We start from the raw sequence: 26,951 nt of genomic DNA on the forward strand, positions 1-26,951 counted from the left end.
TTAGGCTTTAAATTTCAAGATAAACTTAGTTCCCACGTCAACAGTAGATTTTACGGTAATTTTTCCATCGGCACGTTCTACTAAACTTTTGACTGTCGAAAGCCCAATACCGGTTCCTTTGTTATTGAATCTATCAATTTTATCTAATATCACAAACATTCCAAAAATATTTTCCAGTTGGTCTTCTTCAATGCCAATCCCATTGTCTTTTACAATAATGGTGTAATAACCTTCTTCGGTTAAAACGCTGATGTCAATAATTACTTTTGGTTTATCATTGTATTTTATGGAGTTGCTGATTAGGTTTAAAAAAATTTGTTCAAAAATCCCTTTGTAATTAAAAATCTCAAGGTTCTCAGGAAGATTAATTTCAAATTCGTTTAGCGGGTTCAACAATTGGATGCAGCCTTTCAAAACAGTATTCAAATGGAAAAATTCCTTTTCATCCGATAACAAGGTTTTGTTTTTATAGGCTCTAAGCGTTGCATCTATATAATCTTTCAGTTTTTCTGAAGATTCCTTTACTAGATCAATATACAATTTTGCCTCAGGATTCTTTATTTGACAATGTTCATCCTTTAGCAAATCGGTAAGCCCTAAAATATTATTTAATGGCGATTTTATATCATGCGAAACTACCTGGGCAAAGCGTTCTAATTCGGTATAGCTTTCCTTTAAAAGATTGTTTTTGGTAGTTAATTTAAAATTAGCTTTTTTAAGTTCAATCAGTTTTAGCACCTGATGGCTAAGTGTTCTTAATGCTTTTTCCTGAAACGCATTTAGTTTTTTGGTTTTACTATCAATTACACAAAGTGTCCCTAAAGCATAACCGTCTTTATCAATCAGTGGAACTCCGGCATAAAATACAATATTTGGATCTCCGGTTACTAGTGGTGAATCATGAAAACGAATGTCTTTTCGGGCATCTTCTACGACAAACATATCAACGTCGTTTATGGCATGGGCACAAAAGGACAAAGCTCTTGGTGTTTCAGTATCCGATAAACCATGTGCCGATTTAAACCATTGTCGGTTTGTATCTATAAGGGAAATGGTAGATATTGGACTTTCACATATTTCGGAAGCCAACTTTGTAATGTCATCATATTCGTCTTCCTGTCCGCTATCTAAAATTTGATATTCTTCTAATATTCTTAAACGACGTGCCTCGTTGAGTGGTATTTTTGGCTCTATCATAGTGGTATTTGTTTAACAAAGCAAAAATAAAAATATGCAATTATTAAAATAACTTTTTAGCTTAAGGTTTGTTTAAGATTATCCCCTAATCTTCAGTTTCCAGACTAAAAATTTCCTCCACCGGTTTTTCAAAATACCGCGCCAACTTTAAAGCCAATACGGTTGAGGGAACATATTTTCCTTTTTCCATAGCGTTTATGGTTTGTCGGCTGACGCTGATTTGTTTGGCTAATTCTTCCTGAGAAATATTTTTAATAGCTCTCAAAACTTTAAGATTATTCGTCATCGTTTGAAGTTTTATTGAGTTTATAAATCAAATAGTGAAAGCGTATGATGAAGAAAAGTAATAAGGTAAAAGTATTGAAAAACAATACGTTGAGATAAGAAAACCCGTATACGAATATCGTAAAAAACAAAATCAATCCATAGTTTAAATAGGTTGCCCAAACCAAACTTTCATATCTTATTTTGGACGTGAATTCGTCTTCAATTTTTAATTTGGAAAATCCTACCAAAATACCGCCAATAATTAAACTAAACAGCAATACTTCATCAACAATGCTATTCTGAATCACAGAAAAATAATTATCCTGACTCATAATCCCGGTTTCTGTAAAGGCAAAAACTTTCACAACCCAATATTTCTCAATATTGAGATTTGCAATAGAAATGATAAGCGAAGCAATAAACGATGGAACGAATAATAACCAGCCTAACTTCTTGAATTTGTTCGGAAATAAAAAATGTGTTTTCATGTTATAGTTTTTAAATTCATTTCAAAAGTAAAATATATTTTACTAATAGACAAATAAACTTTACAAAAAGTTTGTTTTATTTTACATTATATTGAAAAATGTACACTTTTAGCCTACTTTTTGTTTACAGCTTTACGCTATTTTTAGTTTCTAAATAGTAGAAATGTTAGTAAAAGTTTTTGGAAGTGCCGTTTTTGGAGTGGAAGCAACGACAATTACTGTAGAAGTAAATATCGATAAAGGGGTTGGTTATCATCTGGTTGGCTTGCCCGACAATGCTATTAAGGAAAGTAGTTACCGAATTGCGGCCGCGTTGAAAAATAATGGTTACTATTTACCGGGAAAGAAAATCACAATAAACATGGCGCCGGCCGATTTGCGTAAAGAAGGTTCAGCTTATGATTTGACTTTAGCAATCGGAATTTTGGCAGCTTCAGGACAAATAAAAACCGATGAAGTTGACAAGTATTTAATCATGGGCGAATTGTCGCTCGATGGTGGTTTGCAACCTATAAAAGGCTCACTTTCCATAGCTATCAAAGCCAAAGCTGAAGGTTTTAAAGGGTTTTTTCTTCCGATTCAAAATGTAAAAGAAGCTGCGATAGTTGCAGGTTTGGATGTTTATGGTGTTGAAAATGTATTGCAGGTCATTGATTTCTTTGAAGGAAATGGAACATTAGAGCCTACGATAATAGATACAAGCGAAGAGTTTAATAAAACGTTAGATTTTCCGGAATTCGATTTTTCGGATGTGAAAGGTCAGGAAAGTATTAAACGCTGCATGGAAATTGCCGCTGCAGGTGGGCATAATATAATTTTGATTGGTCCACCAGGTTCCGGAAAAACGATGTTAGCCAAACGATTGCCGAGTATTTTGCCACCAATGACAATGCACGAAGCTTTAGAAACTACCAAAATTCACAGCGTTGCCGGAAAAGTAAAAGACACTGGATTGCTGAATCAGCGACCTTTTAGAAGTCCGCATCACACGGCTTCTTCCGTTTCCTTAGTTGGCGGCGGAAGCTATCCGCAACCAGGAGAAATTTCATTGGCACACAATGGCGTTTTGTTTTTGGATGAATTACCCGAGTTTAAACGGGAAGTTCTCGAGGTAATGCGCCAACCTTTAGAAGACAGAGAAGTGACAATTTCGAGAGCCAAATTCACAATTACGTATCCATCATCTTTTATGTTGGTGGCGAGTATGAATCCGAGTCCGAGTGGTTATTTTAATGATAGCGATTCGCCAGTCAGTTCTTCGGCAGCTGAAATGCAACGCTATTTAAGCAAAATTTCCGGACCATTGTTAGACCGAATTGACATTCATATCGAAGTTACACCGGTTCCTTTTGACAAACTTACCGAAACCCGAAAAGGTGAAAGCAGCTTTGAGATAAGAAAGCGGGTAACAGCCGCTAGGGAAATACAGTCAAAACGTTTTGATGTATTTGAAAACATCCATTACAATGCGCAAATGGGTACCAAGCAAATTCGCGAGTTTTGTGTTTTGGATGAAAATTCATTACAACTTTTAAAAACCGCAATGGAGCGTTTAAATCTTTCAGCAAGAGCTTTTGACAGAATCCTGAAAGTGTCGAGAACAATTGCCGATTTGGAAGATTCAGAAATTGTAAATTCCAATCACATTGCAGAAGCTATTCAGTATCGAAGTTTGGATAGAGATGGTTGGCTGGGTTAAGCGAATTTATAATACCTCGCACCAACCAACATCGGATTTTCTTTTTCAATGCTATCCAAATAAAACTCATTTTTCGGACTAATGACCGCTTGCTTTAATTCCTTTTTATGAAGTTTTTCATAAGTTGTAAAATCAATGGCAGTGCAGTTTTCCAATGTTTCAAACAAAGTTGCTTTTGCGATTTGCTTTTGCCATTCCGATACAACTTCGGCTTCAAACACTTTCGATTTGGAACCGCTTCCATAAGCAACGAAACCAAATTTAGCATTGGTTAAATCTGATTTTTGTTGGAAATGATAACATAAAGTCGATAATAATCCTAAGAAAATAGAACCGGTATAAATGTTCCCAACTTGTCCCGAAGCGATTTCAGAAGGAAGAATTTTTTCATTCACAAGCGCTAAATATTCAGGGCTTTTGGCTAACGCTTTGAGTTTGTCTTTGCTAGTTTCACCAATTTGTGCTTCTAAAAGTTCCGGGTTTTCTTTGGCAAAAATCTCTATAAAAGTTCGTCGACCCTGAAAGCAATAGGGAAGATGCATTAGTATGTTTGCCCAGTTTTCATAGGCTTTCCCTGTTTGTTTGCTTTCTGATTTGTAATGTTCATATGCTTCGGTAATTCGGTTGATGTAACACTGATTGGAATACTGTCCGTCAAAAACAGGCTGCTCTTTGTAAATGGAAATTTCGTTTTCTAAAATGCCATTCCATTCCGGATTATTTTCGAGTTGTAAGGCTTCTTCTTTGGTGAAATAACGTCTTGGTTTGAAGAAATCAAAAACGCCTTGAGTTGAAACGCCAACTTCGTTTGAAAAACTTAGAATTCTTGGATTGGAAGTAATCAACATCGCAATAGAACCTGCACCTTGTGTGTATTCACCAGTCGAATTTAAATCGTATTTGGCGTTATCTGATGCAATTACAATGGCTTTTTTTGTTGGATTTAACTGAATATAATCCACACAATTTTGCAAGGCATCAATTGCACCAATGCAGGCAAAAGTCAAATCGACTACATCACAATTTCTGAAACTTGCTTCACCAAAAATCATTTCCAAATTGGACAAAACATAAGAACCAACAGGCTTAGAACTATCGACACCACTTTCTGTTCCCACATATATTCTGTTGATTTCAGCCGGATTTAAATTTTCCTGTTGGATAAGTTTCAGTGCCGCATTCGAAGCCATCGTCACCACATCCTGATGCACATCGGGGAAACTCATTTTGTGCAAACCCAAACCTTTGATAAGTTTGTCAGCTTCAATGTTACGGTTTTCTGCTAAAGTGGTTATGGGTAAATATAATTGTGGAATATCGAATGCGATACTATCAATTCCTGCTTTCATTTGGTTAATTTTTTGCTTTGCAAAATTAAAAAAGGCAACTTCAATTTGTATTGAAACTGCCTTTAAAATTACACTGTTGAACACGATTTATGATAAATTCAACAAAGTCGATATAATTTTTTTAAATTGTGATTTTAACTAAAAATAACTGCGATTTTTAATCCAAAAGAGCCGAAAACGTATCGCCTTGTCTGATGTCGCCAGAGTTGTATCCTTTTTTGAACCATTCAATACGCTGCTTTGATGAACCATGTGTAAACGATTCTTGATTCACGTGACCTTGCATTTTACTTTGAATAGCATCATCGCCAACCGCATTGGCGGCACTCAGTGCTTCTTCAATATCGCCTGCTTCTAAAAGTTCCTTGTTGTAATGTGCCCAAACTCCGGCATAAAAATCAGCCTGAAGCTCCAGGCAAACAGAAAGCTTATTCGCTTCAGTTTCACTTCTCTCTGACTGTAACTGTCGAACCTTATCTGAAGTTCCCATCAGTTTTTGAATATGATGACCCATTTCATGGGCAATAACATAAGCAATGGCAAAGTCGCCACCTTGAGCGCCAAAACGTGATTTCAATTCTTCAAAAAAGCGTAAGTCCATATAGATTTTTTTATCTCCGGGACAATAAAACGGACCAGATGCAGAAGTTGCGCTGCCACATGCTGTTTCCACGCCATCATCAAAAATTACCATTCCGGGTTCTTCAAAAGTCATATTGTTTTCGTCAAAAATGGTCGTCCAGGTTTTGGTATTATACACAAATACCGATTCTGAGAAATCACCTAATTCCTTTTCCTCGGCAGTTAATTCCCTGGTTTGTGTTTGCTCTTCCGTTTGTGTTCCCTGTGTTTGTTCGATAATATTACCAATTGTTTGACCGGTTTCACCGCCAAACATGTTAAGTAGTAAAACTATAATACCAATTGCACCGCCGCCAAGAAGGGCTTTTCCTCCACCTGACATTCCTCTACGGTCTTCAAAATTTCCGCTATCCTGTTTTAACCATTTCATAATTGTAAAGTTAGTTAATACTTATCCATTGACTTATGATTTTAATTAAAAAATCTTTATCAATTGGTTTAGGAATGTAGTCGTCCATTCCAAATTGTATGCATTTTTCTTTTTCTCCAACAATGGTTCCTGCTGTTAGGGCAATTATCGGAATTTTTTCTGCTTTTGGTATTTTTCTAATTTCTACCGTTGCGTCATATCCGTTCATAATTGGCATTTGAATATCCATCAAAATCAAATCCGGAATCACGGTCTGTATTTTTTCAAGCGATTGTTTTCCGTTTTCTAATTCAAAAATTTGTGCATTTGGCAAGATTTGTTTCATCAACGTTTTTGCCAAAAGCATATTTATCTTATTGTCTTCAACTATAAAAATTATCTTTTCTTCGTCACTAACTATATTGTTTGAAGAACCTGCATTAGAAACGGTTTTAGAACTTTTAGCGATTGCTTGTTGGTTTGAAAAGTCAACTTCAAGCACGAAACTAAATTCACTTCCTTCTCCGAATTCACTTCCAAGCTCCAATTTGCTATCCATCAAATTTAAAAGTTGGTTTGAAATCGAAAGCCCTAAACCAGTTCCGCCAAATCGTTTGGTTGTTGAGGTGTCTTCTTGAGAAAACGCTTCAAAAATTCGCAATTGGTTTTTCTTTTTGATACCAATTCCGGTGTCTTTTACCGAAAATTTTAATTTGATTTTGTGGTCATTTATATATTCAAAAACCGAAACTGATAAATCAACTCCTCCTTTTTCTGTGAATTTTACTGCGTTGCTTAATAGATTGATTAAAACTTGTTTCAATCGAATATAATCTACGAATATGTATATTGGTACATTTTGGTCAATCGCTAAATTAATATTGAGCTTTTTTAGATCTGCTTCATATTTTACTAAATCAACTACCTGATTCGTAATTTCGGACAGACCGACTTTTTCAATATTGAGTTCTAATTTACCTGATTCAATTTTGGAGAAATCCAGAATATTATTGATAACTTCCATCAATGAATTTGCCGATTGATTGATTGTATCCATGTATTTCTTTTGGATGTCTTCGAGGTTTGAATTCATCAAAAGCTCAGTAAATCCAATAATCCCATTTAAAGGAGTTCGGATTTCGTGACTCATATTGGCCAAAAATTCCGATTTTGCTTTGTTGGCAGCCTGTGCATAATTTTTTTCTTTGATGGCTTCTTCGGCTTCCATTCTTTGGGTAATATCGATGAAAATACCAACGATAAATTCTATTTTTCCGTCTTTAAAAATTGGCTCTCCAAATTCTTCTACCCATATAAAATGACCGTCCTTATGAACTATTCTATAGATTAAATGGATTTTTTGTTTTTCATTAAATAATTCTTCGGCTTTACTTCTTATGATTTTTATGTCATCCGGATGAACCAAATTGATATAGTAAATTTTATTTTGCAGAAAATCTTCTTTCGGATAACCCGTTAATTTTTCAATTTCGTCGTTCAGATATATTTTTGACCATTTCTCATCATATTTTGAAAGATGAACAGAACCTGGAATATTATTTGCTAAAAGCTGGAACTTTTCCTCACTTTCTTTAATCATTGACTCGTTAAGATTTCGCTCTATCGCATAGGATATATTATTGGCTAATGTTTGCAGCGTTGAGATTTCATCACTTGTCCATTCTCTTTCTTTTTGGGTTACTATAAATACGATGAAGCCATACAGGTTTTCTTTAACAAAAATGGGCAGGAATAATGTTGATTTTGTGTTTAATGATATGAAAAGCTCTCGGGTTACTTCATTTTTTATCTTTTTGGTTACTGAAAAATAAGGTTGATTTTGTAGCAAATTTTCCATTACGTCTGCAATTTTATCGTAAGGAACATTCAAAATCATTGGGTTTAACTGGGTCAAAGATTTTGTTTCACCTGACCATCTGTATTTTTGGATTAGCGATTTATTTACAGGATCATTTTCAAAAAAAGACAATATATCAACTTGGGTAACATCACCAATATTTTCTAAAATACCATTAAAGATCTCATCATTGTTTTTAGACATTAAAAAGCGCTGTGTATTTTTACTGATAACAGTTAAAATATCACTCTTATAAGACAGCTTTTTATCTGATTCTAAAAGCAACTGAGATTCTATGGCAATGGCAATCAAATCGGCAACAGAGCGTGAAAAGTTTATATCTTCACTATCCCAGTCTACAGGTTTTTCTACTTTCTCAAAGCATAAGATTCCAATGATTTTACCATTTATCACTATTGGAGTATCCAACAAAGATTTGATGTTATATTTTGGAAAATAGTCATAACAAAGTTCCTGTGTAATATTATTGTCGTATACATTTGAAGCCACAATCTGCATTCCGGTTTCTATATTCGCAAAGTAATTAGGATGCGTTGCTTTATCAATAAAGAAGTTTTTTTCATAACGGTCACTTTCCAAATAATACATGCTTTCACAACGAATGCCATCGGGAATAGCTACCCAATAACTCACTCGGTCAAGGCTGCAATTTGTACTAGCAACTTTTAGAATGTTTTTGAGAATTCCGTTGAAAGTATCTTTGTTAGAATAACTTTGAGATGTTAGTTTTTTTAATGTTTCATTGTGGACTCTGACTTTTTTGCTTCTGTTATAATGTTCTATTTCGAGATTTTTTACCAGCGTAACATCTCTTGCAATAGCTGAAAAACCTACAATATCGTCATTTTGGTTTCTCTTCATGGTTACTTTTTGAGAAACCCAGATGGTGTCTCCGTCTTTTTTAACCAACGGAAAAACCAGGTCAACATATTGATTGCTTTCTTTTGGAATATCTTTATAGAAATCGACAACAAAGTCTATGTAATCGTTTCTGATAAACTTAAAAAATGGCATGTCTATAATTTCATCTTTTGAATAACCAGTTGTCTTTTCTGTATACTGATTGACATAAGTAACATTTGAATTTAAATCAATTTCATAAATCAAATCTGCTGCTGATTCAATTAGGCTTCTATATTGATTCTCAATGTTAATTTGCTCTGTTACATCCTGACCGATACCAATAACTACATCATCGGAGTATTTCTTGTCTTTCCACTGAATGTATTTGTAGTCGCCATTTTTACATTTTAGTTTTCGGACATACAATCGGTCATCAATATAATCATCATGATAACCTTCGCCAACAAATTCGGAATCTTCCGTTAAATCCCAGAATCCCATTCCCATTACTTCATCGACAGTATAACCCAAAATATCTTTAATAGATTCGCTGCAAAATGACACTTCTCCTTTTTTGTTGGTTGTCATAATCAATGAATTTCCATTGTTTACTATGATGTTTGCAAAAAGAAATTTATTTTTTGTTTCAATTAATGCCAAATGCCTAGCGCTATGAATTGTAGTGGTTAGTATAAAAGAACAGATGAGAATAATAGTGTAGTTATGCGGAATCAATTCAAAACCATACGAACTAATAAGAAGCAACAGGCAGGTAATTACGAATAGCCAATAGTGAAGAATGTTTTTTAAGACAAAATAGGAAAGGAAGTATATCAATATCAGACTAACATAGCATATCAATTCAAAATCATTAAAAAACACGTACGCAACAATAAGTCCAAAATATCCAAAATAACAGAGTAAAAAAATGGATTTAATACGTTTGGCAAAAAATCTTGTTCGGGTACAAAGCAGATAGAAAATTAATAATGCTATTCCAATCAAGACATTAGGAACTAGAAAACTGGTAGTGCGTACCTTAAAAACCTCCAGAATCGATTCGACCAGCGGAATTGTAATTCCAAAAAAGAGCAAGTAAAGTTCGTATTGTTGCTCTTTTGGTTCAAATTCTGAATGATTGCGCAGGTTTAATTTTTTTTTCAAAGAATTGCTTGTCGCAAAATAAGCTCCATAAAGTAGCAGCAGCAAAACGGCTATTATTATTAAATTATTGGTGTTTGAAAAAGTAAAAAAATCGGCCAACGTTATTCAGATTTATGAGGTTTTTGGTTTGGTTTTATCAAAAATAAATAAATTTAGGACAGCCATTTTAATATTTTCTTTAAAATATTTATTTTTCCTTTATAGGGCGCATACCGAATCGGAATATCAAGCCAATTTGCTTTTTTGACAACAGCTTTGCGATGCGTAAAAGTATCAAAACTTAACTTACCGTGATAGGCACCAATACCACTATGTCCAACTCCTCCAAATGGCAATCTTTTGTTGGAAAAATAAACAACTGTATCATTAATGCAGCCACCGCCAAAAGAATAATTTTGGATTATTTTTTTGGCGAAAGCGCTGTTATTGCTAAAAACATAAAGCGACAAAGGCTTTTCGTATCTTGAAATTATGGAAACCAAATCAGCTTCGTTTTCAAAAGATAAAACAGGAAGAATTGGGCCAAAAATTTCGTCTTTCATAATCATGCTGTCCAAAGCAGGCTCGTTAATAAGTGTTGGCGCTATGTAAAAATCGGTTTCATTGATTTGACCTCCGAAAATTACATTTTCATCTTTTATCATTAAAGCCAATCTTTTCCAGTTTTTTCCATTGATGATTCTTGCAAAATCGGTAGACTTTTCCGGATTTTCTCCATAAGCAGCTGTGATTTCCTTTTTTAATGATTCGATAAAAGCTGCTTTTATTTTATTCGAAACCAACAAATAATCTGGCGCAATGCAGGTTTGCCCAGCATTTAGGAATTTGCCCCAAACGATTCTTTTGGCTGCCAGTTTTATATTAGCCGTTTCGTCAATAATACACGGATTTTTTCCACCAAGTTCTAATGTTACCGGCGTTAGGTTTTCTGCCGCTGCTTTGGCTACTATTTTACCAACAGCAACGCTGCCTGTAAAGAAAATATAATCCCAGCGTTGTGCTAATAATTGTTGAGCAATTTCAATACCGCCTTCCACACATTTTACATGATTTTCATCAAAAGTTTCGTTTATTATTTTGGCAACAATCTTTGAAGTGTTTGGCGTTAGTTCCGAAGGTTTTACCACCACTTCATTTCCTGCAGCAACGGCAGCGATTAAGGGGCATAATGCCAATTGGTATGGATAATTCCACGGAGCAATAATTAATACTTTACCATAAGGTTCTTTATAGATATAATCTGTTGACGGGAAATTTAAAAGAGAAGGCAAAACCAGTTGAGGTTTTGCCCATTTATTTATGTTTTTAATGGTATGATTAAGTTCAGTCAGTATGTAAGCTGTTTCACTTATAACCGCTTCAAAGGCTGGTTTTTTGAAATCATCATAGAGTGCTTTTATGATTTCCTGTTCATGCAACTGAACACAATTCAATAATTTTAATAACGATTGTTTTCGGTAATTTATATCTGTTTTAAAATTCATAACTTGACCAGATTGGTTGAGCAAGTTACATTTTTAACAAATACAATTCAATTTTATTATTTATAAAAATGCCCAACGGAATCCGGTGTAAATATCGGCTTGTTTGCTATCGCTGATAAGTGCTGTTACGATAGAGCCTGAGCCAAGGTAGAAACCTCTGAATCGGAATCCGATGCCGACATTCGTTCCTGAAACTTCATTGTTGTTGATTGGTAAATAGGCTTCAAAAAAACCGATGTTAAATCGCGGTGTGACTGTAAATGAATTGATTGAAGTGATTTGATCGTTCCCGTCATCATCCTGCATTTTTTGTTGTAAAAATCCGGAAACATAGACTTTAGGTATAATTTTAAAATCAGCATATAAATTAATCATCGCTGGTAATTTTACTTTGAAATCCTTTTCTCCTGATATTTGGGTTAAATAGCCGTTGTCTAACAGTATTTGCTCTACTTCTCTTAAATTATCCACATCATCAAATTGACTCAAATCCAATGGGTCAGTACTTGGAATATTCAAAGTATAATTGGTCGATTGGTTATTATCGTCTTTCAAAGTCATGCTGCCAAGGTTTTTTATAGCTAAGCCACCTTTGATTTTATAGCCTTTACTTCCGTCTTTATATTGGTAATTAAATCCGATGTCTACAGCAGTACCGTTTAAACCTCCAAAAACAGATTTTCCATAATCACTAAAATTCGTAAAACTATCTGCTAAATTACCGGAATAAGCAATATTCAATGTTGCCGGAGAGTCTGTTGTCAGATAAGCACTGCCTAAATTTTCAGTAATTTCTCCGTTTAGATTTTTCAAACCAAAGTTAGAATACGAACCCGGAAATAAAAATTTTAATGTAAGACCAGCACTAAAGCTGTGCTTTTCATTTTCGAATAAAGTTCTGGCAGCGGACAGTCCAATTTCTCCATAGGCGACTCCGTTTAAACGCTGATTATTACGGCTATTGAGCGATGTAGTGCTTAGTATCAAATTATCATTGGCAATAGCATCTCCAATCGCAGGATCAACATCAATAATATTAAAATTTGCATGAGCTTTTGTGGTAATGCCGAAACCCCATTTCATCCATTTCATGGCAAAACCCGGTCCTAATATCTGTCCGTCAAAACGCATGTCTACGGGTTCTGTTCCCTTAAAAAGTAAATCTTCAAAATTGGCATCGGAGTTGATATCGCTGAACCCAATTTTGTTATTGGCTACATTAAAACTCAATCCGTAGATATTGACTTCAAATCTTTTAGAAAGATTGGAGAACTCTGCAGGGTTTTCGGATCCGTTTAAAATTCCAACGCGATTGGAAGTGCTAATTCCGGAGAAATGGTCTTGTGCAAAAGCGTTAAGACCAATCAGCAAAGTGAGGCTTACAATTATTCTTTTCATAGCTAGTATTTTTTACGTGAGGGTTATATATAAACGTAAAAATACACTTTTTAGTATTAAATCGAACTCCAAATGGCATCTTTTGGTGTTGGGCCAATAATTTCCAGTACTTCTTTTGAAACCGGATGTGTAAAAACAAGCTTCCGGGCGTGAAGATGTATGCCACCATCGGGATTGCTACGGTCAAAGCCATATTTTAAATCGCCTTTTATTGGACAACCAATAGCGGCCAGTTGTGCTCTTATCTGATGATGTCTTCCCGTATGCAGATTTATTTCAAGCGTAAAATAATTGTCGAGCGTTTTGATGATTTTATAATCCAGACTGGCTTTTTTGCTTTCGGGAACTTCTTTTATATGCGCTTTGGAAGTATTGTTTTTCTCATTTCTTTTGAGATAATGGACTAAAGTATCGCTATCTTTTTCAGGTTTGTTTTTAACAACTGCCCAATAGGTTTTTTGTGTTTCCCGATTGGCAAATAATTCATTCAATCGTGTCAATGCTTTTGATGTTCGGGCAAAAACTACAATTCCGGTTGTTGGCCGGTCTAATCTGTGAACCACGCCAAGAAAGACTTCTCCGGGTTTGTTGTATTTTTCTTTGATGTATTCTTTAACAACATCCGACAAAGGTTTGTCTCCGGTTTTATCTCCTTGCACAATATCGCCAACGCGTTTGTTTACCACAATAATGTGATTGTCTTCGTGAAGAATTTGGAGATTGTCTTTGGTGGAAATTACTTTAGGCATAATTAATATTTAACATCCAACAGTTTCCACGCCCCTTCGTTTTTATACTCATTTATGGCTTGTAAGAAAGAAGCTTTTTTGTCTTCGGAATAATAATCGGATTCTCCCTTAAAAACATATTTTTTTTTACATTTTATGACGTCCAGACTAACCATTCCGCATTTAACAGTATCCAAGGTTAAAACACTTTCTTCCTCTTCAGAATAATCATCATTTGCCGGACCATAAGTTACTTCCTTATCATCATAATCTAAAATAAGTTTTTTGTTTTCAATTTTAAAAGTTCCGGTGTTGTAGCTTTTTAAGGGAATACAATAAAAATCACTGATGAAAGTTCCGTTTTTTAAAAACACAATTTTACCATCACAGCAATCACAGCCATCATTATAAGCGATACAATCTTCTGTGTTTAATTTAGGTGAAATGTAAAAAACTTTTGAATACAAATCAGAAGTCTGCAAAGTCTCTTCAACAGGTTTTACGATGGTCTCAGTTTCTTTATTTTGACACGAAACCAAAGCAATAATAAGAAGTAAAACAATACTTTTTCGCATCAAAGGAGATTTAATATTGCTCTGATTTATTGGGAAAATCTTTAGACTTAACATCCGTCACATAATTTCCAATCGCAGTAGTCATTAGTTCGTATAAATTCAAGTAGCGTCTAAGGAAACGTGGACTGAATTCATTGTTCATTCCAAGCATATCGTGAATAACCAATACTTGTCCGTCAACGCCGCCACCGGCACCAATTCCGATGACAGGAATTGAAATTGTTTTGGCTACTTTTTCGGCAAGTGATGCAGGAATTTTTTCCAAAACCAACGCAAAACAGCCTAATTTTTCTAACAATTTAGCGTCTTCCAGCAATTGTTCTGCTTCGGCTTCTTCTTTAGCGCGAACTGTGTATGTTCCGAATTTGTATATAGATTGCGGTGTTAAACCCAAATGTCCCATAACCGGAATTCCGGCGTTCAAAATACGTTTGATGCTTTCCTTGATTTCACTTCCGCCTTCCATTTTTACTGCATGTCCACCACTTTCTTTCATAATTCTAATAGCTGAACGCAAGGCTTCCTTTGGATCCGATTGGTAACTTCCAAAAGGCAAATCAACCACAACCAAAGCACGTTCAATAGCGCGAACAACACCCGAAGCGTGATAAATCATCTGGTCTAACGTTATCGGCAAAGTCGTTTCGTGACCCGCCATAACATTACTGGCAGAATCGCCTACCAAAATCACATCAACACCGGCAGTATCAACAATTTTTGCCATCGAATAATCATATGCGGTAAGCATAGATATTTTTTCGCCATTGGCTTTCATGTCAAATAAGGACTTGGTGGTAATTCTTTTGTAATCTTTTTTTGCTGTAGACATAGTTGTTCGTTTTGAAATACAAAAGTATTAAATCTATTTTTGATGCAACAAAAGTAAGGCTGTTAATCTGAAATTATACTACTTTTGTCAAAACTGATTAGGAGCGAAAGGTTCGGTCTGCAGCATAAACCATTTTCCTGCTTTCCGCGTTACAAGGTAACTGCTTCAATCAGGGCTGGATAGTCAGCTATAAAAGGAATTCAAATAACCGAATAACCAGATAACCAAATTTACAAATGCCCAAAATATTAATCATTGAAGACGAAGTATCTATCCGCAGAGTATTAACCAAAATACTTTTAGAAGAGAGTGATACTTATATTGTTGAAGAAGCCGAAGATGGAAAGCTTGGTTTTGAAAAAATCAAAAACGAAGATTATGACTTGGTGCTTTGTGACATCAAAATGCCAAAAATGAATGGCGAAGAATTACTCGAAGCCGTTAAAAAAATCAAGCCCGAAATTCCGATGGTGATGATTTCCGGTCACGGTGATTTGGAAACTGCTGTCAATACGATGCGTCTTGGTGCCTTTGATTATATCTCAAAACCACCCGATTTGAATCGATTACTGAATACGGTTCGAAATGCTTTAGACAAAAAGCAATTGGTCGTAGAGAATAAAATTTTGAAGAAAAAAGTTTCCAAAAATTACGAAATCATTGGCGAAAGTGAACCCATCAATCAAATCAAACTGATGATTGAGAAAGTTGCGTTAACCGATGCCAGAGTTTTAATTACGGGACCAAACGGAACCGGTAAAGAATTAGTGGCGCATCAGTTACACGAAAAAAGTGAAAGAGCAGAAGCTCCAATGATAGAAGTGAATTGCGCTGCAATTCCATCTGAACTGATAGAAAGCGAATTGTTCGGTCACGTAAAAGGTGCATTTACATCTGCCGTAAAAGACAGAGCCGGAAAATTTGAAGCTGCCGATGGCGGAACGATTTTTCTAGATGAAATTGGTGATATGAGTCTTTCGGCGCAAGCCAAAGTGTTACGTGCTTTGCAGGAAAGTTTGATACAAAGAGTTGGTGCCGACAAAGACATCAAAATCAATGTTAGAGTTGTTGCTGCAACCAATAAAGATTTGAAAAAGGAAATTGCAGAAGGAAGATTCAGAGAAGATTTGTATCATCGTTTGGCGGTAATTTTAATCAAAGTTCCATCGTTGAATGACAGACGAAGTGATATTCCGTTGTTGATTGAACATTTTGCATCTAAAATAGCTGAAGAACAAGGAAATGCTACAAAAACGTTCTCTAAACAAGCCATTAAATTATTACAGGAATACGATTGGACAGGAAATATTCGTGAACTCCGAAATGTAGTGGAGCGTTTGATAATCCTTGGTGGAAACGAGATTTCGGAAACCGATGTAAAACTATTTGCCAGTAAATAATGAATCTAAAAAAAATAAATCCAAACCTCCAGAAAGCACTTATTGAAAACGGTTTAACCGAAGCCAATGAAATGCAGCAGGAAACATTTTCTACCATCAAAAGTGGGGCAGATGCCGTAATTCAATCACCTGGAGGAACCGGAAAAACAACGACTATTGTTTTAAACGTAATTCAGAAATTAGAAAAAACTTTAGACGAAAGTACCAGAGCTTTAATCATTGTTGAGAACAAAGAAAAAGTATTGGAAATGGAAGAACTGTTCTTAAAATACGGAGCTTATACCGATTTGAGTATTTTGGGTGTCCATGATAAAGGCGATCTCGATTACGATAAAAATGTGGTTTCTATGGGATTGGATATTTTAATTGGTACGCCAAATAAAATCAATGCCATGTTTTCATCGGCTGGATTTAACAGCAATACCATTAAGTTGATGATTGTTGATGATGCCGAAGTATTATTCAGAAGCAGAATGGACGCAATTGTCCATCGCTTATCAAACAGTATTGAAAAAACACAACGTTTATTCTTTTGTTCCCAAATCACCGAAAGAGTAGAATCGCTTGCTGATAAAATCATGATTGAACCGGTTTTCTTCGAAATGGAAGACGAATAACTCATAACTCATAATTAACTAACGTTCCGTTCGCCAAAAGGCTCGGGTCATAACTCAAAACAATGGGCTTAATAAAAATATTTTCAGGAGAAGAAATTCTGGCAGTTAGCTTAAAGGAAAAACTGGAAGAATCAGACATCAACGTTGTCATTAGAAATAACAATCAGGCTAATGTTTTGCCAAGCATACAAACGGCTAAAGCAGTCGAATTATTCATTCAGGAAATTGATTTTGGTAAAGCACATCCTGTGATTGAGGAGTTTCGATTGAGTATTTAAGGTGAAAAAAATAATCAGAATAGTACCTTTTTTTCTTTTTGTATTGATTCTCGATCGCTTTTTCTTTTTACCAGGCAGAATGGATGCGACCTGGGAGTATGAAAAAGGAACTAATCTGGGAGATCCAATTACATTCGACAATATTGAAATTATCAATAATTTTGAAGTTATGGTTCGAAAGGCAGGAGAATTTAATTCGTGTTATCTTTTAGGATGTTATTTTGGGAACTTGTATTTGCTTGATTCAAAAACCTTAAAATACACAAAATATGTTGAGTTGGAAGAATATGTTTTTCTGGATTAACTATTTAAAAATCTTCAATCTACTGACCAAAACTGAAATAAATACTCCAAAAACACCTATAATAGCAAAGGAGTATTTCAAACTTGTCAGCTCTGCAATAAAGCCAATCAAAGGCGGACCAATTAAAAACCCAAGGAAACTAATACTCGACACTATCGTCAACGCAATGCCTGTGGGCACATTTTCGTTGTTCCCGGCAATGCTAATCACTGTTGGAATAACATTGGAGACACCAAAACCAACCAACATAAAAGCAAAGGTACACGGAATGAGATAAGGCAGCAGCACCGCCATATATAAACCGGCAGATATAACAATTCCGCTAGTGATGAGTACTTTCTTGACGCCATATTTCGCAACAAATACATCACTCAAGAAACGCCCGGAAGCCATGCTAATCATAAACGAGGTATAGCCCAAAACTACTAAAGCACCGGGAACTTTGACAATCTCTTTAAAATACACACCACTCCAGTCGAACATGATGCCTTCGCTGGCCATGCAACAAAAAGCAATAATACCCAGCCAAATCAAACTGGTATCAGGGTTTTTGCGAAATGAATAACTTTCTTTTTTTTCGGTTTTTATGACTTTAGTAGCAATAATGAATTTGTAATTGGTTAAAACAATGATAATGACCAACACAAATGCAACTAAGAAATGATGATATGGAGTGAACTTCAAGCTCAACATCAGTAAGCTAACTAATGCGCCACAGAAACCAGCCAAACTCCACGAACCATGAAACGAACCCATGATAGGTTTGTCAAATAATTGTTGCGTATGCACGCCTTGTGTATTCACAGCAATGTTGCAAAAGTTTCCACAAACGCCAAAGATATACAATCCGGCAGCCAATTGCCATTTGGCAGAAGCCAAGCCCAACAAAGTAAGGAAAAACGAATAGAGTAAAAGTGCAATAATCAATACTTTTCGGCTACCATATTTGGTGACAGTTCTACCCGAAAAAGGCATGGCGGAAAGCTGACCCGCAGGCAATGCAAAGAGTAAGGTTCCCAATCCGGCTTCACTTAATTGCAGCATCGATTTGATATCCGGAATTCGGCTTGCCCAAGTCGCAAAACAAAATCCCATTCCGAAAAAGAACAAGGCAGTAGCGAGTCGAACCCTATTCAGATAGGAACGTTTCTTATTTCGAAACTTTTTTTTAATCTTGGCTTTGGGTAAAATCCGCTCTAAAAAACTATAGTCTATTAATGGCATGATTCCGAATTTATGCTTAAAAGTAAACATTTCCTTTTGGATAGAAAAGACTCAAAATCTTTATCAACCAATTATAACGTTATTGTTACTAAATTGCCTCTGAAATTAATCAGAAAAGAAGCATTTTCTGTTTGCTTAATTAACCTATCTTTGCCGCTTCAAAAAATGCTATATGATTACTGTTAACGACATAGCCGTTGAATTTGGCGGCACCACACTTTTTAGCGAGGTAACTTTCGCTATCAATGAAACTGATAAAATTGCCCTTATGGGTAAAAATGGCGCCGGAAAATCAACTTTACTTAAAATTGTAGCCGGAGAAAACAAACCTACACGAGGCGCAATTACAGCTCCAAAAGAAGCGGTGATAGCTTATCTGCCACAGCATTTATTGGCTGCAGATAATTGTACGGTAATGGAAGAAGCTTCAAAAGCGTTTGCTGAGGTTTTCAAAATGAGAGATGATATTGACGAAATCAACGAGCAGCTTACAATTCGCACTGATTACGAAAGTGATGAGTATATGAAGCTGATTGAGCGTGTTTCGGAGTTGAGTGAGAAATACTATTCGATTGAAGAAGTGAACTATGAAGCAGAAGTAGAGAAGGTGTTGAAAGGATTAGGATTTGAAAGAGACGATTTCAATCGCCCAACTTCTGAATTTTCGGGTGGATGGAGAATGCGTATTGAGTTGGCTAAAATTCTTTTGAAACAACCCGATTTGATTTTGCTTGATGAGCCGACGAATCACCTGGATATGGATAGTATTCAGTGGCTGGAAGATTTCTTAATCAATCAGGCGAAAGCCGTAATGGTGATTTCGCACGATAGAGCCTTTGTTGATAATATTACCAATCGTACGATAGAAGTTACGATGGGAAGAATTTATGATTACAAAGCCAAGTATTCTCATTATTTGGAGTTGCGTAAGGACAGAAGAGTTCACCAACAAAAAGCGTATGATGAACAGCAAAAATTCATCGCAGATAATCAGGCTTTTATTGATAGATTTCGTGGTACTTTTTCTAAAACAGATGCGGTTCAGTCACGCGTTAGAATGCTAGAAAAAATTGTTCCGATTGAAGTTGATGAAATCGATAATTCGGCATTGAAATTGAAATTCCCACCATCAGTTCGTTCGGGACAATATCCTGTAATTGTTCGTGATTTGGAAAAATCCTATGGCGACCATTTGATTTTTAAAGATGCTAATATGGTAATCGAGCGTGGTCAGAAGGTGGCTTTCGTGGGAAAAAATGGTGAAGGAAAATCGACTATGATTAAAGCCATCATGAAAGAAATCGAAATCAACAGCGGTAACGTTGAGGTTGGGCACAATTCACAGATTGGTTATTTTGCCCAAAACCAGGCTGCATTATTGGATGGAGATGCTACCATTTTTGAAACGATTGATAACATTGCCGTTGGTGATGTGAGAACGCAAATCAAGAATATTTTGGGAGCATTTATGTTCCATGGTGATGACATTCAGAAAAAAGTAAAAGTGCTTTCAGGTGGAGAAAAAACACGTTTGGCAATGATAAAACTATTGCTTGAACCGGTTAACTTATTGATTCTGGATGAGCCTTCTAACCATTTGGACATGAAAACCAAAGACATTATTAAAGAAGCTTTAAAAGACTTTGACGGAACGCTGATTTTAGTTTCTCACGACAGGGATTTCCTTGACGGATTAGCAACCAAAGTTTTCGAATTTGGTAACAAACGAGTAAAAGAACATTTTGAAGATATCAAAGGTTTCCTGGCTCATAAAAAGATGGAAAGTCTCAAGGAAATTGAGAAGTAACAGACACTTTTTATTTTTTGAAACTTTGTGTCTTTGATTCTTTTCGAGAAATAAAAAACAGCTCGCAAAGTCACAAAAGCGCAAAGAAAAGTTATTGTTTTTTGAGCACTAATTTATAAATAGTCGATACCAATTCCTCGGTATCATTATCCTCACAAAGCAGCAATTCGATTTGAGTTGCTGTTTTTTTGTACAATGTCAATCCTTCAAATTTATGCTTGTCACTGATTTGTATTGAATTTTCAAGCTTCATCGTTTTTAAATCGATTGTTCCGATGATACTGCCCAGAACTTCACCATCTAAATAGGTTGAGGTTGTGTCTTCGGCGGAAGCCAGAAAATAAATTTTATCATCAACTAAGATTGCATCAGTGAAAGTAGCTGGTACATTTTTGATTTTAGGCAGATTGAAAATCGTAAAGCCTATTTCTGATTTATTTCGACTATTGTAAACGGAAATTATTCCATTTTTGCCTTCAGTTCCATTACCTCTTTGAAATAAAAAAAGATTCTTTTTGTTCATAATGAATCCTTCAATATTGAATTCATCATCTGAAAAATTAAGTTGATGCTTAATCTTTTGATATAGATCGGCAATATCATTTTGTTTTACAGAATCAGCTTCAATATTGTATTGAAACGAAAGATTACGCTTTTTTGTTGAACCAGATCCAAGAATTGCAATTGCATCTCCATAAAAGGTAATTGACTCAAAATCGGGTTTATCTTTTTTGGGAATGTTTTCCTGGGCATTCTCTACCAATGGAATTTTGTTCAATTTTTCATTGGCAATATTATATTCATACAGATAGGTACTGTTATCTGAAATTATATAAAGCAAATCATTGTGATAGAGTAGGCCTGATGCTGAACCTATACCTATGATTTTGAAAAGTACCGTGAGTTGAAATTTTTCCATAGTTTTACAAATATAAATACTTACGTTATGAAAAACATAAATCCGGATGATTTTAGAGTTATCGATAAAATAGAATTGTCAAAAATTCCGACTGAGCTAAACATTGATGCCGATGATGATGAGAAAGAAGAAGAGTTATTAAAAATTCAGCAAAAGCTGAGTAAGCGACAGGATGCGATGTATGCTCACAATCGGTATGGTGTTTTGATTTGTCTGCAAGGCATGGACACCAGTGGAAAAGACAGTTTGATTCGTGAAGTTTTCAAAGAATTTAATCCGCGTGGCGTTGTGGTGCATAGTTTTAAAACTCCCAATTCAACCGAGCTTGAACACGATTATTTGTGGCGTCATTATTTAGCTTTGCCCGAAAAAGGAAAGTTTGCTGTTTTCAACAGAACACATTACGAAAATGTTTTGGTTACGCGTGTGCATCCCGAATATATTATGTTTGAGAACTTGCCCGGCATTGAAAAAGTAGAAGACATTACACCAAAATTCTGGGAAAACAGAATGGAACAAATCAATAATTTTGAAAAGCATATTGCCAATAACGGAACCCTTGTTTTGAAGTTTTATTTCCACATGAGCAAAGAAGAACAACGCAAGCGATTGTTGAAACGATTAGAAAATCCGGAAGACAACTGGAAGTTTTCGACCGGCGATTTAAAAGAGCGCGAACGTTGGGATGATTATATGAAATACTACGAAGAAGCCATCAACAATACTTCTAAAGAGCACGCACCTTGGTTTATAATTCCGGCCGATGATAAAGAAATGGCACGTGTTATTGTAGCTAAAATTATTTGGGAAGAAATGCAAAAACTTACTGATATTCAGGAACCTGAATTAGACCCAAAAGTAAAAGACAATATTGATTTGTATAAGGAACAATTGAAAGGGTAAAACGATATATCTTTGCATTCCAAAACTTCGGAAGAAAATTGCAAAATGAATTTATCCCAATACACCAAAGAGTTCTCCTATAATATGCAACTGGCGTATCCTGTAATTATTGGGATGCTTGGTCATACCTTAATTGGTATTGTCGATAACATCATGGTTGGAAAATTAGGAAGTACTGAGCTTGCTGCAGTTTCTTTGGGCAACAGTATGATTTTTGTCGCGATGTCACTTGGTATCGGATTTTCAACGGCTATTACGCCAATCGTTGCCGAAGCTGATGCCGAAAAAGACAATTCAAAAATCCGTTCGGCTTTTCATCATGGATTGTTTCTATGTGTTATTTTAGGATTTTCGCTTTTTGGATTGGTGGTTTTGGCCAAGCCGATAATGGAATTATTGCACCAGCCTAAAGAGGTAATCGCATTGGCAAAACCTTTTGTTGATTGGGTTGCTTTTTCGTTAGTTCCGCTTATCATTTATCAAGGATACAAACAGTTTGCCGATGGAATGTCGATGACCAAAGTTTCAATGTATGCCATTATCATGGCAAATATTTTGCACGTAATCATTAATTATTGTTTGATTTATGGTGTTTGGATTTTTCCAAAAATGGGAATCATTGGTGCAGCTTTAGGAACTGTCATTTCGAGGATTGCAATGGTTGTTTTTATGCACATGATTTTGTCCCGAAGAGAAAGATTAAAACAATACTTCCACGATTTTAGTTTTGATGAAATCAAGAAAGAAATGATTAAAAAAATCGTTAATCTTGGTTTGCCTTCAGCGATGCAAATGCTTTTTGAAGTGGTGCTTTTCACTGCCGGAATCTGGCTTTGTGGCAACATTGGAAAAACCAGTCAGGCTGCGAATCAGATTGCGCTGAGCTTGGCTTCCATGACGTTTATGTTTGCTATGGGTTTGAGTGTGGTTTCAATGATTAGAATCAGTACCCAAAAAGGTTTGAACGATTATAAGCAATTGGTTGTTGTGGCGCGTTCCATATTTTTATTAGCAATACTTATTGAAATTCTGTTTGCTATAATGTTTGTGGCATTGCATCAAATTTTGCCGTATTTGTTTTTAAATATGGAAAACCAATCCCAAATATTAGACAATCAGGAAGTGATTGCTATTGCGGCTAAATTGCTTTTGGTTGCTGCAGTTTTTCAGATTTCTGACGGAATTCAGGTTGTTGTTTTGGGAGCGTTGCGAGGTCTGCAGGATGTGAAGATTCCGATGTATATAACTTTCGTGGCGTATTGGATTGTTGGCTTTCCGATTTCGTTTTATCTCGGAGAGTATACTTCATTAAAAGCTGTTGGTGTTTGGATAGGATTATTGGCGGGATTGACTGCAGCTGCGGTTTTCCTGTTTATTCGATTCCATTATCTGACTAAGAAAATGATTTCAGAAAATGCTTCCAAATAATTTGTAACTTTTTTTGAGACTTGCGTATAATCACCGTATAATTTAAAAACTCAGAAAATGATACTTTCACTTATTATTGGTGTTATCTTAATTATTGTCAGCTTTACATTAAAAAACAACGAAAATCCCCTTTCCAAATTTGCAAATCTTTTTAGGATTTTTGGTTTCGTTGTAATTCTTATCGGTTTATTATCTTCAGTATTCAAACAAATTGACGCAGGAAAAGTGGGCGTAAAATCACTTTATGGAAACGTGCAGCCTGATATTTTAGAAAGCGGTTTGCATATTGTAAATCCACTTTTAGATATCACCGTTTTTGACATTCAAACCCAAAACTATACAATGTCGGCCATTCATGAGGAAGGCGCGCAGGAAGGTGATGATGCTATCAGAGTTTTATCAAATGATGGTTTGGAAGTTATTATAGATTTAACCGTTTTATATAAAGTTCTACCAACAGAAGCTCCTAAAATTTTAAAAGGAATTGGTCAGGATTATACCGATAAAATTGTGCGTCCGGTAACCAGAACACGTATTCGTGACAACGCTGTTTATTATGATGCAGTAGCTTTATATTCGACAAAAAGAGAAGAATTTCAACAACGAATTTTCAAATCGATTGAAGATGATTTCAAAAAAAGAGGTTTGGTTTTAGAGCAGCTTTTAATTAGAAATATCAATCTTCCAAGTTCTGTAAAAGCTTCTATCGAAAGTAAAATTAATGCCGAACAGGATGCTCAAAAAATGACCTTCGTTTTGCAGAAAGAAAAACAGGAAGCAGAGCGTAAAAGAGTAGAAGCACAAGGTATAGCGGATTATCAGAGAATTATTTCATCCGGCTTGACCGATAAACAATTGCAATACGAACAAATCAAAGCACAAAAAGAAATCGCGACTTCGTCTAATGCCAAAATTATTTTTATGGGCAAAGGAAGTGCTCCGGTTATCTTGTCGGATAAATAGATTATTCGTTTCTTTGTGTATTCAAAAAATAATACAACATGGAATTACCAAAATTTTTACTAGCAGACAATTCTGATTTACCCGAAGATGATATTTTTATCATTCATCTTGATTTTCCACGTTTTATAATCAATTTGAAAGATGACGAAGTAGAGTTTATGGAAGATTTAGAAGGTGAAGACGAAACCGAATTAGAAAGCGAGATGGAACATTTAATCACTTTGGCGGGAGAATTCTACGACAGAGAAATGGAACGCTACGGAGAGTAGTTCGGGTTTAGAAAATATATTTAACAGCTGTTTGAATTTTCAACAGCTGTTTTTTTATGAATTGAAATTAAGGTTGCTATTAATAAATAAACTAATTTTAAGGTATTATTTAATCTTAAAAATTGATATTATGAGAACTTTTACTAAATCAATTATTGCGGCTACTTTTATTTTAGGATGTTTTCTTTCTCTACAGGCGCAGGAATCCCAAAAAATTAATCCTATTAGTTCTAATGCTATGCCTAATCGAATTTCGATGAACGTTACCATAGCCAAACAAACACAAGGAGCAACATTTGGAGAGAAAGTTAAAAGCGAAAAAATAAATGTAACCGTTGTTGATGATGGTTGTGTAATTTTATTTTCTTCGGGTGAAGGATACAGAGTTAGTGGCACTAATAAAACTATAGTAGGATTATCTCCGGATGAAGCACGAACTTTTGGCGAAAAAGTAAATCAAGGTTTGCACGCTGCTGGAAGTGCCGTTGCACAACGAACTGCTATAGTGGGAGGTGCTTTGCCCGGAGGTGCTATAATTTCAGCAGCAGTTTCCAGTGTGGGTAATTTAGCTGGTGCAGGAGGTGGCGCAGCTGCCGCTTCGTATGCCAAAACACAAAGTAAAGTATATAAAATTCAGGACGCTGATGCCGACACCGCAATAGAATTAGCTGATGGAGAATATGAATTGAGCTTCATAGTGTTAAAAGGCAGATTGAAAACTCAGGTTCGTATCGGTTTTAGTGTTGAAAAAGGCATATTAAAAACGAAACATGATACCGCTAAGAATTCGGTTGGCAACATCAGATAAGCGTTTTATTTTTTAAAATACTTTTCCAGCAATTGCATAGCAGCAGCAAAAGGTGAGATTTCATTATTGGCTACTGCTTTTTTATTTGCTTCCAATAGTTTTATGATGTCTGCATGATTGTAGAAATTGGATTTTAACTGCTCATTGATGGTTTCCATCATCCAATATTGATTTTGCTCTTTGCGCTTTTCTTCAAAATAATGATTGGCTTTAACCAACTCAAAATAATTGGAAATCGTTTCCCAAACCTTGTCAATTCCTTCTCTGGTAATGGCACTACAAGTCGCCGCAGTTGGAATCCAACCTGATTTTTTTGCAGGAAATAAATGCAACGCGCGGTTGAATTCGGTTTTGGTTAGTTTGGCTTTATTGATATTATCGCCATCGGCTTTGTTGATGACAACAGCGTCGGCCATTTCCATAATGCCACGTTTGATACCTTGCAATTCATCGCCGGCACCGGATATTTTTAGCAATAAAAAGAAATCAACCATCGAGTGAACCGCGGTTTCGCTTTGTCCAACACCAACCGTTTCAATAATGATAGTATCAAATCCTGCCGCTTCACAAAGGATAATAGTTTCACGAGTTTTTCGAGCTACGCCACCCAAAGTTTCTCCCGAAGCCGATGGTCTGATATAGGCGTTTTCGTCTTTTACCAATTCTTCCATTCGGGTTTTGTCGCCCAAAATACTTCCGTGTGAAATAGTGCTGCTTGGATCAATGGCTAAGACTGCCACTTTTTTTCCTAATGAAGTCAGGTACTTTCCAAAAGATTCAATAAATGTTGATTTTCCAACGCCGGGAACGCCTGTAATTCCTATTCGAACCGATTTATTTGCATAAGGCAAACAGCCACTAATTATTTCATTGGCTTTCGCCAAATGAGTGAGATTGGTACTTTCTACCAAAGTAATTCCACGACTTAAAGCCACTTTATCATGCGCTAAAATACCGGTAATCAATTCAGTTGCCGAAGGTTGTATTTTTCTGCTTTTGGAAATTTTTTCCAATGAAGAAGCACTGAAACTTTCCGGCTGCGGAATACCTTCTTTTTCGTGTAGTGCTGATTTTTTGTTTTGCTTTTCGTTCAAAGGAAAATCATTTGGGTAAATTTAGTAAAATATTGTTTGCCAATAA

At 35.6% G+C, this 26,951-nt stretch carries 25 protein-coding genes; 11 read left to right on the top strand and 14 right to left on the bottom strand.

What is annotated here, in order from left to right:
- The 3 genes from GS03_RS07925 to GS03_RS07935 form a co-directional block, all read right to left on the bottom strand.
- Entirely contained in the window at positions 1-1,197 is a 1,197-nt protein-coding gene (locus GS03_RS07925) for a sensor histidine kinase (protein ID WP_136152002.1), read from the bottom strand.
- Between the two features lie 85 nt (positions 1,198-1,282).
- Complete coding sequence (locus GS03_RS07930) at positions 1,283-1,483, bottom strand: helix-turn-helix transcriptional regulator (protein ID WP_136152003.1); 201 nt, start codon at positions 1,481-1,483, stop codon at positions 1,283-1,285.
- Complete coding sequence (locus tag GS03_RS07935; RefSeq protein WP_136152004.1) at positions 1,473-1,952, bottom strand: hypothetical protein; 480 nt, start codon at positions 1,950-1,952, stop codon at positions 1,473-1,475. The genes GS03_RS07930 and GS03_RS07935 overlap by 11 nt, the downstream gene beginning before the upstream one ends.
- A 163-nt stretch (positions 1,953-2,115) precedes the next feature.
- On the opposite strand from GS03_RS07935, the gene GS03_RS07940 reads away from it, so the two are divergent.
- Positions 2,116-3,651: a YifB family Mg chelatase-like AAA ATPase gene (locus GS03_RS07940; RefSeq protein ID WP_136152005.1), complete on the top strand. Its 1,536-nt coding sequence runs from the start codon at positions 2,116-2,118 to the stop codon at positions 3,649-3,651.
- Here the strand turns inward: GS03_RS07940 and GS03_RS07945 are convergent.
- The 8 genes from GS03_RS07945 to panB form a co-directional block, all read right to left on the bottom strand.
- Complete coding sequence (locus GS03_RS07945) at positions 3,648-5,000, bottom strand: hydroxymethylglutaryl-CoA synthase family protein (protein WP_136152006.1); 1,353 nt, start codon at positions 4,998-5,000, stop codon at positions 3,648-3,650. The two genes, GS03_RS07940 and GS03_RS07945, sit on opposite strands and share 4 nt — an antisense overlap.
- Before the next feature lie 157 nt (positions 5,001-5,157).
- Positions 5,158-6,012 (bottom strand): KPN_02809 family neutral zinc metallopeptidase, encoded by an 855-nt coding sequence (gene ypfJ / locus GS03_RS07950; protein ID WP_136152007.1) that lies wholly within the window; start codon positions 6,010-6,012, stop codon positions 5,158-5,160.
- A 10-nt stretch (positions 6,013-6,022) separates the two neighbouring features.
- Positions 6,023-9,877 (bottom strand): PAS domain S-box protein, encoded by a 3,855-nt coding sequence (locus tag GS03_RS07955; protein WP_168710287.1) that lies wholly within the window; start codon positions 9,875-9,877, stop codon positions 6,023-6,025.
- Positions 9,878-10,029: 152 nt separating this feature from the next.
- Positions 10,030-11,361 (bottom strand): aldehyde dehydrogenase, encoded by a 1,332-nt coding sequence (locus GS03_RS07960; protein WP_136152009.1) that lies wholly within the window; start codon positions 11,359-11,361, stop codon positions 10,030-10,032.
- A gap of 60 nt (positions 11,362-11,421) precedes the next feature.
- Complete coding sequence (locus GS03_RS07965; RefSeq protein WP_136152010.1) at positions 11,422-12,759, bottom strand: hypothetical protein; 1,338 nt, start codon at positions 12,757-12,759, stop codon at positions 11,422-11,424.
- A gap of 56 nt (positions 12,760-12,815) precedes the next feature.
- Positions 12,816-13,508: an RluA family pseudouridine synthase gene (locus tag GS03_RS07970; protein ID WP_168710288.1), complete on the bottom strand. Its 693-nt coding sequence runs from the start codon at positions 13,506-13,508 to the stop codon at positions 12,816-12,818.
- A 2-nt stretch (positions 13,509-13,510) separates the two neighbouring features.
- On the bottom strand, positions 13,511-14,062 hold the full coding sequence (locus GS03_RS07975; protein ID WP_136152012.1) for a hypothetical protein: 552 nt from the start codon (positions 14,060-14,062) through the stop codon (positions 13,511-13,513).
- 10 nt (positions 14,063-14,072) lie between these two features.
- Complete coding sequence (gene panB, locus GS03_RS07980; protein WP_136152013.1) at positions 14,073-14,891, bottom strand: 3-methyl-2-oxobutanoate hydroxymethyltransferase; 819 nt, start codon at positions 14,889-14,891, stop codon at positions 14,073-14,075.
- A gap of 236 nt (positions 14,892-15,127) precedes the next feature.
- Between panB and GS03_RS07985 the strand changes: the two genes are divergently transcribed.
- The 4 genes from GS03_RS07985 (at position 15,128) to GS03_RS08000 (ending at position 17,490) form a co-directional block, all read left to right on the top strand.
- A complete protein-coding gene (locus tag GS03_RS07985) occupies positions 15,128-16,291 on the top strand; it encodes a sigma-54-dependent transcriptional regulator (protein ID WP_136152014.1) in 1,164 nt (387 codons plus the stop codon).
- Positions 16,291-16,908 (top strand): DEAD/DEAH box helicase, encoded by a 618-nt coding sequence (locus GS03_RS07990; protein ID WP_136152015.1) that lies wholly within the window; start codon positions 16,291-16,293, stop codon positions 16,906-16,908. Before GS03_RS07985 ends, GS03_RS07990 begins: the two co-directional genes overlap by 1 nt.
- A gap of 62 nt (positions 16,909-16,970) precedes the next feature.
- Positions 16,971-17,186 carry a putative signal transducing protein gene (locus tag GS03_RS07995; protein WP_136152016.1) on the top strand — a complete coding sequence of 72 codons (216 nt, stop codon included), beginning with the start codon at positions 16,971-16,973 and terminating at the stop codon, positions 17,184-17,186.
- A gap of 79 nt (positions 17,187-17,265) precedes the next feature.
- Positions 17,266-17,490 carry a hypothetical protein gene (locus GS03_RS08000; protein WP_136152017.1) on the top strand — a complete coding sequence of 75 codons (225 nt, stop codon included), beginning with the start codon at positions 17,266-17,268 and terminating at the stop codon, positions 17,488-17,490.
- Here the strand turns inward: GS03_RS08000 and GS03_RS08005 are convergent, their stop codons facing one another.
- Positions 17,491-18,714 carry an MFS transporter gene (locus tag GS03_RS08005; RefSeq protein WP_136152018.1) on the bottom strand — a complete coding sequence of 408 codons (1,224 nt, stop codon included), beginning with the start codon at positions 18,712-18,714 and terminating at the stop codon, positions 17,491-17,493. It lies immediately after the preceding gene.
- Between the two features lie 172 nt (positions 18,715-18,886).
- Between GS03_RS08005 and GS03_RS08010 the strand changes: the two genes are divergently transcribed.
- Complete coding sequence (locus GS03_RS08010; RefSeq protein ID WP_136152019.1) at positions 18,887-20,521, top strand: ABC-F family ATP-binding cassette domain-containing protein; 1,635 nt, start codon at positions 18,887-18,889, stop codon at positions 20,519-20,521.
- Between the two features lie 91 nt (positions 20,522-20,612).
- On the opposite strand, the gene GS03_RS08015 is transcribed toward GS03_RS08010, so the two are convergent.
- Entirely contained in the window at positions 20,613-21,440 is an 828-nt protein-coding gene (locus GS03_RS08015) for a DUF6929 family protein (protein ID WP_136152020.1), read from the bottom strand.
- 27 nt (positions 21,441-21,467) lie between these two features.
- On the opposite strand from GS03_RS08015, the gene GS03_RS08020 reads away from it, so the two are divergent.
- The 5 genes from GS03_RS08020 to GS03_RS08040 all read left to right on the top strand — a co-directional run bounded on the left by GS03_RS08020 (position 21,468) and on the right by GS03_RS08040 (position 25,811).
- Positions 21,468-22,343 carry a PPK2 family polyphosphate kinase gene (locus GS03_RS08020; RefSeq protein WP_136152021.1) on the top strand — a complete coding sequence of 292 codons (876 nt, stop codon included), beginning with the start codon at positions 21,468-21,470 and terminating at the stop codon, positions 22,341-22,343.
- Positions 22,344-22,388: 45 nt separating this feature from the next.
- Positions 22,389-23,771, top strand: a complete 1,383-nt coding sequence (locus GS03_RS08025; protein ID WP_136152022.1) for an MATE family efflux transporter — start codon at positions 22,389-22,391, stop codon at positions 23,769-23,771.
- Between the two features lie 57 nt (positions 23,772-23,828).
- Complete coding sequence (locus GS03_RS08030; protein ID WP_136152023.1) at positions 23,829-24,734, top strand: prohibitin family protein; 906 nt, start codon at positions 23,829-23,831, stop codon at positions 24,732-24,734.
- A gap of 38 nt (positions 24,735-24,772) precedes the next feature.
- On the top strand, positions 24,773-25,003 hold the full coding sequence (locus GS03_RS08035) for a hypothetical protein (protein ID WP_136152024.1): 231 nt from the start codon (positions 24,773-24,775) through the stop codon (positions 25,001-25,003).
- A 130-nt stretch (positions 25,004-25,133) separates the two neighbouring features.
- Positions 25,134-25,811 (top strand): hypothetical protein, encoded by a 678-nt coding sequence (locus GS03_RS08040; protein ID WP_136152025.1) that lies wholly within the window; start codon positions 25,134-25,136, stop codon positions 25,809-25,811.
- Between the two features lie 5 nt (positions 25,812-25,816).
- Here the strand turns inward: GS03_RS08040 and meaB are convergent, their stop codons facing one another.
- Positions 25,817-26,905 (bottom strand): methylmalonyl Co-A mutase-associated GTPase MeaB, encoded by a 1,089-nt coding sequence (meaB, locus tag GS03_RS08045; RefSeq protein WP_136152026.1) that lies wholly within the window; start codon positions 26,903-26,905, stop codon positions 25,817-25,819.
- Between the last annotated feature and the right edge of the window lie 46 nt (positions 26,906-26,951).

The organism is Flavobacterium sangjuense (assembly GCF_004797125.1).
In the GTDB taxonomy this organism is placed as follows: Bacteria; Bacteroidota; Bacteroidia; order Flavobacteriales; family Flavobacteriaceae; genus Flavobacterium; species Flavobacterium sangjuense.